This is a genomic window from Celeribacter marinus (assembly GCF_965656515.1).
In the GTDB taxonomy this organism is placed as follows: Bacteria; Pseudomonadota; Alphaproteobacteria; order Rhodobacterales; family Rhodobacteraceae; genus Celeribacter; species Celeribacter marinus_D.
This window is the reverse complement of record NZ_CBFHKW010000021.1, coordinates 7,388-15,839: the sequence shown is the minus strand read 5'-3', so window position 1 is coordinate 15,839 and position 8,452 is coordinate 7,388. Positions and strand designations below refer to the sequence as shown.

Sequence of the window (8,452 nt, the reverse complement as noted above, 5' to 3'; positions counted from 1 at the left end):
CCTGCCACTTGGGAGATGCGCTCATTGCGGGTGATGCACTCATACATGCCCGCGCCGTCAAGATCCGCGAGCTTGCCCTCATAATCGGCGGCAAAGGCGGCACAGGCGGTGTGAACCCAATCAAGATCACGCTGCACCTCGGGTGCGTCCGCGGCTGGGTACAGATCGCTTAGATCCCAGTTGGGAAGATCGCCAAAATTCTTGTCACTTGCCCCTTGGGCATTGGCATCGAAAACGGGCGCGGGAAAGGTCAGGTGCATCAGCGATCTCCAAAATGTCGTGTTGAATGACACATAGGGAGTGTGCGCGTAGATGCAAAGGGTCAGCTCAATTGCGTATCAAACAAAGCCGCTGATTTTCCATAAAATTCGGCACGTATCGCAGGCGTTTCCATTGGAATCTCGTGCCGAGCGCCCGCAATCTCGACCAGCTCGCAACTGGCCCAATTGATAGCGCGCGTGCGCACCGCGTCTGTGTGAACGATTTTCTCGTCCGAGCCGAGAAAGCAAAGCGCAGGTAGGTCGGGCGCAGACAATGTCGCCACTTCTTTGTTCTCGCGCATTGATTCTTGGACCCAGCGCACAGACGGCCCGCCAAGGGATAGATCGGGATGTGCAATCACTTGATGCGCCATATAGCCGTACATGTCACGATCTGAGGTGAGTTTGTTGCCCTTGAACGACTTCCAAAGCATGTACGGTTTTTGGCGCGTTCCAAGGGCAATCATGCCCGATAGGCCAAGTGTCGATAGGAGCGGTGCGGCCAATTTGACCAAAATGCGTTGGATTACATTGAGCCCAATGCCCCACATTGGCGCGGAAAACACAGCCGCTTTAAAGGGATGCGCACCGTTAATAACCGCTCTGAGGCCGATAGCACCGCCCATGGAATGGCCGATGAGAAAGTAGGGCTGTGGCAGTTTGAGCGTATCCGCCATATCAATCACAGCTTTGAGGTCATATTGGTAGTCGGAGAAAGAGACGACATGGCCGATATTTCGGTTGCTCAACTGTCGGTCCGCAATGCCCTGTCCACGCCAGTCAATCGCAAGGGACGCATAGCCAAGAGCGGCGAGATCGCGCGCCCCACGTCCGTATTTCTCAATGCATTCGGTGCGGCCGGGTAAGATGAACACTGTGCCTTTTGCGGTGTCGTGTGCGGTTTCGGCGTCCAGTGGCCAGACCCCTGCGCGGATCCGTAGCCCGTCAGATGTCGTGAGCCAATAGGCGTGGCCCGATTGGGGACCATCGGCAACATCGGCATAATACGGCGCGGCTTTCATACGATTCTCGCTTTAAATGTACTGGTACTAATAATGTGGTTCAGGCTGATAATCGATCACGGTGCGACACGCTCCCATGGGGCGCCGCACCGTGCAAGGGGGTTATGCCAGTGCGGCACCAAGTTGCATGGCCATGCCCATATCTCCATCAACCGACAGCGATCCGCCCATAAAAGCGGCAGTCGGGTTCAAGGAGCCGTCAAGCATCCCTTGGAATGTGTCGACATCGGCCGTTAGCGTGACGTCTGCTGCGTCATCGCTGGCGCGTGCGCCATCAACGTCGATGACAATCGAGCCTTCGCCTTCGATAACGAATTTTGCGGTCCCAGCGGCAAAACCGCCTTCGATTTTCTCGTTCAATGCGTCCACGGCTGTGGTGATAACGTCGCTCATGGCGTGTTCCTTTTAATGTGATGACCATTTTATGATACGAGGCATTGCCCCGCTTGGCCAGAAAGCTACACTTGGGATTGTTATGATGTGGTTTCAACAATATCTCAAACGTGCCGTTGCGTCCCTGAGCGTATCGGCGGTCCTTTGCGCAGTGATGCCTGCGGCGGCGGTGGATGCCGCGCGTCTGGACGATTTGTTCGCGCGTCTGTCTCAGGCGCATGCGGGCGAGGCGGCGCAGATCGAGGATGAAATAGCGCTAGAGTTGGCGCGCTCCGGCTCTGACGCGATGGATTTACTGTTGGAACGCGGGCGTGACGCCTTGGCTATCGGTGACTTTAGGGGCGCGATCGAGCATTTCACCGCCCTGATAGATCACGCGCCAGATTTTGCCGAAGGTTACAACGGGCGTGCAACGGCCTATTATATGGCGGGGCTTTATGGGCCGTCGATGCAAGATATCGGGCGCGTTTTAACGGTTGAGCCGCGTCATTTTGGCGCTTTGTCGGGCTTGGCGCTTATCTTGGAGGCGACCGATGGTGCGGCAAAGGCTCTTGAAGTTCTCTATGTAATCCGCGAAGTGCATCCTCATATGACCGGACTGTCTGACAGGATTGCACGGCTGGAACTGCACCTTGAGGGCACGGCGCTATAGCGACATATTGCGTGTCCTCTTAACCCTGCACCCCTGAGCAAAGGCGAACAAAATGAGCAGTGCTTTGGGCACCGGCGGCCAAGTGATCGCCGTCTTGGGTCCGACAAATACGGGTAAAACCCACTATGCGATCGAGCGGATGTTGGGTCATCGTACGGGCGTCATCGGTTTGCCGCTGCGTCTTTTGGCGCGAGAGGTCTATGACCGCATCGTGGCCGCACGTGGCCCGTCTGTTGTGGCATTGGTCACGGGCGAAGAGCGGATTGTCCCCGCGCGTGCCCAATATTGGGTGTGCACGGTGGAGGCGATGCCCACGGGGATGGGGGCGGATTTTCTGGCTGTTGACGAAATTCAACTGTGCGCCGATCCCGAGCGCGGGCATATTTTCACCGACCGTCTTTTGAACGCACGCGGCACCCACGAGACGTTGTTTATGGGCGCCGATACCATGCGGTCCGTCATTCAGCATCTGATCCCCAAAGCGCAATTCATGCACCGCGATCGCTTTTCCAAATTGACCTACGCAGGGTCGAAAAAGGTAAGTCGGATGCCCGCGCGCTCTGCAATCGTGGGGTTTTCGGTTGATAATGTTTATGCCATGGCCGAGTTGTTGCGCCGTCAAAAAGGGGGCGCTGCGGTTGTTATGGGGGCGCTCAGCCCGCGCACGCGCAACGCACAGGTGGAGCTCTATCAAAACGGTGATGTGGATTACCTCGTGGCCACGGATGCCATCGGGATGGGGCTTAATCTGGACGTGGGGCATGTGGCGTTTTCCTCCGTTATCAAATTTGACGGGCGGCGGATGCGACATCTGGCCCCCAATGAGTTGGGCCAGATCGCGGGGCGGGCAGGGCGCTACATGACTGATGGCACCTTTGGCGTGACGGGTGAGGCCGAGGGCTTTGATGACGAGGTCATTGAGGCGATCGAGGAACACCGGTTCGCGCCGATCAAAAGGCTACTATGGCGCAATGATCGTTTGGAATTCGGGTCGGTTCAGGGGTTGATTGCCTCACTGGAAGCCGCCCCGAAAGATCAGGTTTTGGTCAAAGCTCCGCAAGCCGACGATCTGATGGCGTTAAAAACCATATCAGAATTACAGGCCGTTCGCCCTCGCGTTAAAACGGGTCGCGATGTCCGTTTGCTATGGGATGTCTGCCGCGTTCCCGATTTTCGCGGTATAGGCAAAGGCGAACACACATCCTTGTTGGAACAGATATTCGGGTTCCTGCACGAATTCGGGCGTGTCCCCGATGACTGGTTCGCGCAGAAAATCAAACGGATCAACCGCACGGACGGCGACATCGATACCCTGTCTAAAAGGCTGGCATATATCCGAACTTGGACATATGTTGCGCAGCGCGAGGGCTGGGTCGATGATAAAAATCATTGGCGCGAAGAAACCCGCGCAGTAGAAGACCGATTGTCAGACGCGCTACACGGTGCGTTGACGCAGAGATTTGTTGACCGGCGGACGAGTGTGCTCCTTCGGCGGTTGAAGCAGAAGGAGGGCCTTGTGGCCGACGTAAACGACAAAGGTGAAGTGACGGTTGAGGGTGAACTCATTGGCCGTCTCGAAGGGTTCCGCTTTATTCAGGATAAGGCGTCTAGCCCCGATGAAGCCAAAACACTGACGCAAGCCGCGACTGCCGCGCTCGCGCCAGAATTTAATTTGCGCTCTGACCGCTTCTATAATGCGCCCGACACGGAGATGGATTTCACCGAACAAGGTGGTCTTATGTGGGGCGAATATGCTGTGGGTAAGCTGGTTGCGGGCGATGATGCGCTCAAACCACAGGTCACAGCGTTTGTTGATGAGGCCGCAGGCGTGGACGTGGCCGAAAAGGTCAAACGCCGCTTGCAGCATTTCATCGACCGTAAAATCGCGACCTTGTTCGAGCCGCTTTTGGCGATCTCGAAAGACGAGGCGCTGACAGGTCTTGCGCGTGGCTTTGCCTTCCGTCTGGTTGAAAACCTTGGCGTGATCCCGCGCCAAGCCGTTGCAACCGAAGTGAAAGAGCTGGACCAAGAGGCCCGTGGCGCGTTGCGCAAACACGGTGTGCGCTTTGGTCAGTTCACGATCTTTATGCCGGCTATTTTGAAACCCGCACCGACGCGTTTGCGTCTGTTGTTGTGGGCGCTCAACGCGAAACTCGACGAGTTTCCCGATAGCCCCCCTCCGGGTCTGGTGACCATTCCCGCGCTCAAGGATGCGCCTGAGGGCTATTACGATATGTCCGGCTACCGCCTTGGTGGTGAGCGTGCGATTCGTATCGACATGTTGGAACGTCTGGCGGATCTTTTGCGCTCCGAGGATAGCCGTGGCGGGTTCGAGGCGAACCCTGACATGTTGTCGATCACCGGTATGACGTTGGAACAGTTTGCCAATCTCATGGACGGCTTGGGCTACAAGTCCGAGAAGGCCGAGCGGGTGAAAGTCAAAGCGGCGGATCGCGTTGTGGCGGCGCAGGCGGCAACGACACCTGTAGAGGCCGCACCGACTGGTGATGCAGCTGAGGTTGAAACAGCTGAGGCCGCTGAAGAGGTCGCACCGCAAGCTCCAGTGGCTGACGTGGCCGAGACTGAAACACCGGTAGGTGAGGCCGCTGATGCGGCTGTTGTTGAGGCCGAGATGGAGGTGTTTTACACCTTCACTTGGGGCGGCAATCGTGGTGGCAATCGCCGCCAGGGTAGTCAAAACCAAGGTCAGGCCCAAGGCGCACGCCCCCAAGCCAAACAAGGCGGAAAACCCGCCGGCAAAGGTGGCCCGCGCCGTGATGGCAAAGGCGGTCCACGCCGTGACGGTGGCAAAGGAAAAGGTGGCGATACAAAGCCGCAAAACTTCTCCGCGCGCCCCCCACGCAAAGAAAAGCCGATTGATCCCGATAATCCATTCGCCGCCGCGCTAATGGGTCTCAAAGATAAAAAGTAAGACACAATGCACGAAAAGCGGGAGACAATCCGTCTCGATAAGTGGCTGTGGTTCGCCCGCTTTTTCAAAACCCGCTCGTTGGCGACCAAAGTCGTTACGAGCGGTCATGTGCGCCTCAATTCCGTAAAAACGTCAAAGAAGAGCACCTTGATCGGGCAGGGCGATGTCCTGACCTTTGTGCAAGGCGACGACATTCGTGTGGTTGAGGTTGCGATGTTGGGAACGAGGCGCGGCCCAGCGCCCGAAGCCCAAACCCTCTACATTGACAAGACACCCGTCAAAGAGGCGCGGGATTACGTTCCGCCATCCCCCAAATTCGAGGGAAAAGGTCGCCCAACTAAGAAAGATCGTCGCACCGGCCTTCTTTCCCGCCGTGATATGCTTGATTGATCTGCAAAGCGGCGATAGCTAAGGCGCAAGCATTGATGAGGGACCGACACCCATGACCTACGTAGTCATTGAAAACTGTATCGCCTGTAAATACACCGACTGCGTCGAAGTGTGTCCAGTGGACTGCTTTTACGAGGGGGAGAACATGCTTGTGATCCACCCCGACGAGTGTATCGACTGCGGCGTGTGCGAACCTGAGTGCCCCGCTGACGCTATCCGTCCAGACACCGAGCCGGATATGGAAAAGTGGGTTGAGTTCAACCGCAAGTATTCCGAGGCGTGGCCCGTTATCCTCTCCAAAAAAGACCCGATGCCCGGGTATGAGGAAAAGGACGGCGAGACCGGTAAGATGGAGAAGTATTTCTCCGAAGCGGCTGGCGAAGGCGACGCATAGGGCGAATCACTCCTGCGCTGATTAGGATAAAACGCGGTCTATTTGCGCCGCGTTTTCACTGTTTTTCACCATATTTCATTGGGATGGTGCCCGTTTCGCAATTGCGTCACTTTTTTCGCGGCTCATTTTGTGGTATGATGCTCCAACCACCTTAGGGCATATCTCTCCCAACCCCTTGCGCGATGCGTGATCGGGGCTTGGGTTTTTCGCGCCAAATTCCCGCTGACACGGGCAGAAATTGACAGGAACGTCGCATTACGGTGCGGCTTTTTCTCTCATAGGCGTGTGAAGCTGATGTGACTGTGAGGCGGACCTAATAGCTTATGCAAGGACAAAGCTGCAAATGAGCAAGTCTAAGAAACTCGACTTTAGCCCGAACGATTTCGTTGTTTACCCTTCTCATGGTGTGGGCAAGGTCATTTCGATCGAAGAGCAAGAAATCGCAGGAATGGAACTGGAGCTGTTTGTTATCTCGTTTGAGAAAGACAAGATGACATTGCGCGTTCCGACCAACAAAGCCATCGAAGTGGGCATGCGCTCGCTCTCCTCGCCCGACGTGGTGAACCAAGCCATGAAAACCCTCAAAGGTAAGGCAAAGGTCAAACGCGCTATGTGGTCGCGCCGTGCGCAGGAATACGAGCAAAAGATCAATTCCGGTGATCTGATCGCCATCGCGGAGGTCGTGCGCGACCTGCACCGTGCCGATGATCAGCGCGAGCAATCCTACTCCGAGCGTCAGCTTTACGAAGCGGCACTTGACCGTTTGACCCGCGAAGTTGCGGCTGTTTCCGGTGATGAAGAGACCGATGCGCAAAAACAGATCAATGACGTGTTGATCAGCCGCGCACCACCGCCCGCCGCCGCATAAGCGGGTCGACGGACTGATATGGTAAAGCCGCCGTGGGGGATGCCTCGCGGCGGTTTTTTTATGTGGCGTCGATTAGGTTGCAAGCGCCGCAAAGGTGAGCAACGTGGCTAACTCACAGATAAGTTGCGTGGCGCCTAGAATGTCGCCAGTCTGTCCGCCAATTTTTGCCTTGGCGAGAGCGCCGACCCCAAACCCGATTGCGGTCGCGGCACTTGCGGCCAAAACCGTTGGCACGAACCCAACCACAATCCATGATAGGCCCAGTGCGATGACGGCCGCCAACACAGCGGCGCGGCGTGGGGGGCGTCCGGTTTGGACCGATAACCCATCGGTGCGGGCGGGCGGCAAGAGCGCCATGGTGAACGGGATCACTGCGCGCGATAGTATGGCTGCGCCCATAAGTGCGGGCACAATCACACCCGCATGGGCCAATGTGGACAATGTAGAAAAGCGGATGAGCATGGCCAGAATGAGCGCCAAAACGCCATAAGTGCCGATGTGGCTGTCACGCATGATGTCAAGGCGGCGCGCTGGCTCCCAACCGCCCCACAGACCATCCGCACTATCGGCAAGCCCGTCTTCGTGCATCGCGCCTGTGATGATCACGCCCGTTGCAATCGCGAGCGCGGATGTGGTCGCCGCACCGAGCGATAGCCAAATTGAGATCGTCGCCACAGCGCCCGCAATCAACGCCACCGCAAGGCCGGCAAGCGGAAAGGCCCACACGGCCTGAGCGGTGCGATCAAATTTGGCGCGTACAGGCAGTCGGGTCAGCAACGCAAGCGTGGTTGCTATGTCATGAGCCTGCGGGCGAAACGGGGCGGGTTTGTCCTGTTCAGTCATGGCGACTAGCGATAGACAAGCGGTTAAAGAATGACAATGCAGGAGCGTGACACATGTCTTTTTCTACCCTAGCCGAGTTTGCTGATCTTCTGGCTGATGCGCCTGCGTCAGATACTGTCGCGCGCGAGCAGGCCCAAAGTCGCAATGCGCAATTGACCAAACCTGCGGGCTCGCTTGGGCGGCTCGAAGAGATTGCATTTTGGTATGCGGGGTGGCGCGGTGATGCGCGTCCTACAGTGGCGGCTCCGCAGGTGATTATTTTCGCGGGCAATCACGGGATCACGGCCAAAGGTGTCTCGGCCTTTCCACCCGAAGTTACGGTTCAAATGGTTGCTAATTTCGAACTAGGTGGGGCTGCGATTAATCAGCTGTCTCGCACTGCAGGGGCGTCGATGTCGGTTCATGCAATTGATCTCGACCGTCCAACGGTCGATTTCACGCAAGGGGCCGCGATGGATGAGGCCGACTGTGTGGCCGCGCTCACGGTGGGTTGGAATGCGGTTGACCCCACGGCTGATTTGCTTGTGGTAGGCGAAATGGGCATCGGCAATACGACCTCGGCGGCGGCTATCGCCAATGCGCTTTATGGCGGCGCGGCGGCCGCTTGGGTCGGGCGTGGCACGGGTGTGTCCGATGCGGGGCTAAAGCTCAAAGAGGACGTTGTTGCCGCAGGTGTGGCGCGTCACGCGGGCAAGGAT

At 57.1% G+C, this 8,452-nt stretch carries 9 protein-coding genes and 1 pseudogene; 6 read left to right on the top strand and 4 right to left on the bottom strand.

Features of this window, described 5'->3' with window-relative positions; translation table 11 throughout:
• From ACTG34_RS06675 to ACTG34_RS06665, 3 genes and pseudogenes are all read right to left on the bottom strand, one after another.
• Positions 1-260, bottom strand: a pseudogene (locus tag ACTG34_RS06675) (M3 family oligoendopeptidase); the annotation flags it as partial.
• A gap of 62 nt (positions 261-322) precedes the next feature.
• Positions 323-1,282: an alpha/beta hydrolase gene (locus ACTG34_RS06670; RefSeq protein ID WP_439104195.1), complete on the bottom strand. Its 960-nt coding sequence runs from the start codon at positions 1,280-1,282 to the stop codon at positions 323-325.
• Positions 1,283-1,384: 102 nt separating this feature from the next.
• Entirely contained in the window at positions 1,385-1,675 is a 291-nt protein-coding gene (locus ACTG34_RS06665) for an SCP2 sterol-binding domain-containing protein (protein ID WP_062216045.1), read from the bottom strand.
• Between the two features lie 31 nt (positions 1,676-1,706).
• Here ACTG34_RS06665 and ACTG34_RS06660 point away from each other — a divergent pair, with 31 nt between their 5' ends.
• From ACTG34_RS06660 to ACTG34_RS06640, 5 genes are all read left to right on the top strand, one after another.
• Positions 1,707-2,327, top strand: coding sequence for a tetratricopeptide repeat protein (locus ACTG34_RS06660; RefSeq protein ID WP_439104194.1), 621 nt, complete (start codon positions 1,707-1,709; stop codon positions 2,325-2,327).
• 52 nt (positions 2,328-2,379) lie between these two features.
• Positions 2,380-5,259 (top strand): helicase-related protein, encoded by a 2,880-nt coding sequence (locus ACTG34_RS06655; RefSeq protein ID WP_439104193.1) that lies wholly within the window; start codon positions 2,380-2,382, stop codon positions 5,257-5,259.
• 6 nt (positions 5,260-5,265) lie between these two features.
• Positions 5,266-5,649 (top strand): RNA-binding S4 domain-containing protein, encoded by a 384-nt coding sequence (locus ACTG34_RS06650; RefSeq protein WP_439104192.1) that lies wholly within the window; start codon positions 5,266-5,268, stop codon positions 5,647-5,649.
• A 52-nt stretch (positions 5,650-5,701) separates the two neighbouring features.
• Positions 5,702-6,043, top strand: coding sequence for a ferredoxin FdxA (gene fdxA / locus ACTG34_RS06645; RefSeq protein WP_062216033.1), 342 nt, complete (start codon positions 5,702-5,704; stop codon positions 6,041-6,043).
• Between the two features lie 343 nt (positions 6,044-6,386).
• Entirely contained in the window at positions 6,387-6,911 is a 525-nt protein-coding gene (locus tag ACTG34_RS06640; RefSeq protein WP_439104191.1) for a CarD family transcriptional regulator, read from the top strand.
• 72 nt (positions 6,912-6,983) lie between these two features.
• Here the strand turns inward: ACTG34_RS06640 and cobS are convergent, their stop codons facing one another.
• Positions 6,984-7,754 (bottom strand): adenosylcobinamide-GDP ribazoletransferase, encoded by a 771-nt coding sequence (cobS, locus tag ACTG34_RS06635; RefSeq protein WP_439104190.1) that lies wholly within the window; start codon positions 7,752-7,754, stop codon positions 6,984-6,986.
• 53 nt (positions 7,755-7,807) lie between these two features.
• Here cobS and ACTG34_RS06630 point away from each other — a divergent pair.
• Positions 7,808-8,452: nicotinate-nucleotide--dimethylbenzimidazole phosphoribosyltransferase (locus ACTG34_RS06630; RefSeq protein ID WP_439104189.1), on the top strand; the 645-nt coding region annotated here is incomplete at its 3' end.

Coding starts and splice junctions, on each gene's coding strand:
- ACTG34_RS06670 (WP_439104195.1), bottom strand. CDS start 1,282: ATGAAAGCCGCGCCGTATTATGCCGATGTTGCCGATGGTCCCCAATCG.
- fdxA (WP_062216033.1), top strand. CDS start 5,702: ATGACCTACGTAGTCATTGAAAACTGTATCGCCTGTAAATACACCGAC.
- ACTG34_RS06640 (WP_439104191.1), top strand. CDS start 6,387: ATGAGCAAGTCTAAGAAACTCGACTTTAGCCCGAACGATTTCGTTGTT.
- cobS (WP_439104190.1), bottom strand. CDS start 7,754: ATGACTGAACAGGACAAACCCGCCCCGTTTCGCCCGCAGGCTCATGAC.
- ACTG34_RS06650 (WP_439104192.1), top strand. CDS start 5,266: ATGCACGAAAAGCGGGAGACAATCCGTCTCGATAAGTGGCTGTGGTTC.
- ACTG34_RS06655 (WP_439104193.1), top strand. CDS start 2,380: ATGAGCAGTGCTTTGGGCACCGGCGGCCAAGTGATCGCCGTCTTGGGT.
- ACTG34_RS06665 (WP_062216045.1), bottom strand. CDS start 1,675: ATGAGCGACGTTATCACCACAGCCGTGGACGCATTGAACGAGAAAATC.
- ACTG34_RS06660 (WP_439104194.1), top strand. CDS start 1,707: ATGATACGAGGCATTGCCCCGCTTGGCCAGAAAGCTACACTTGGGATT.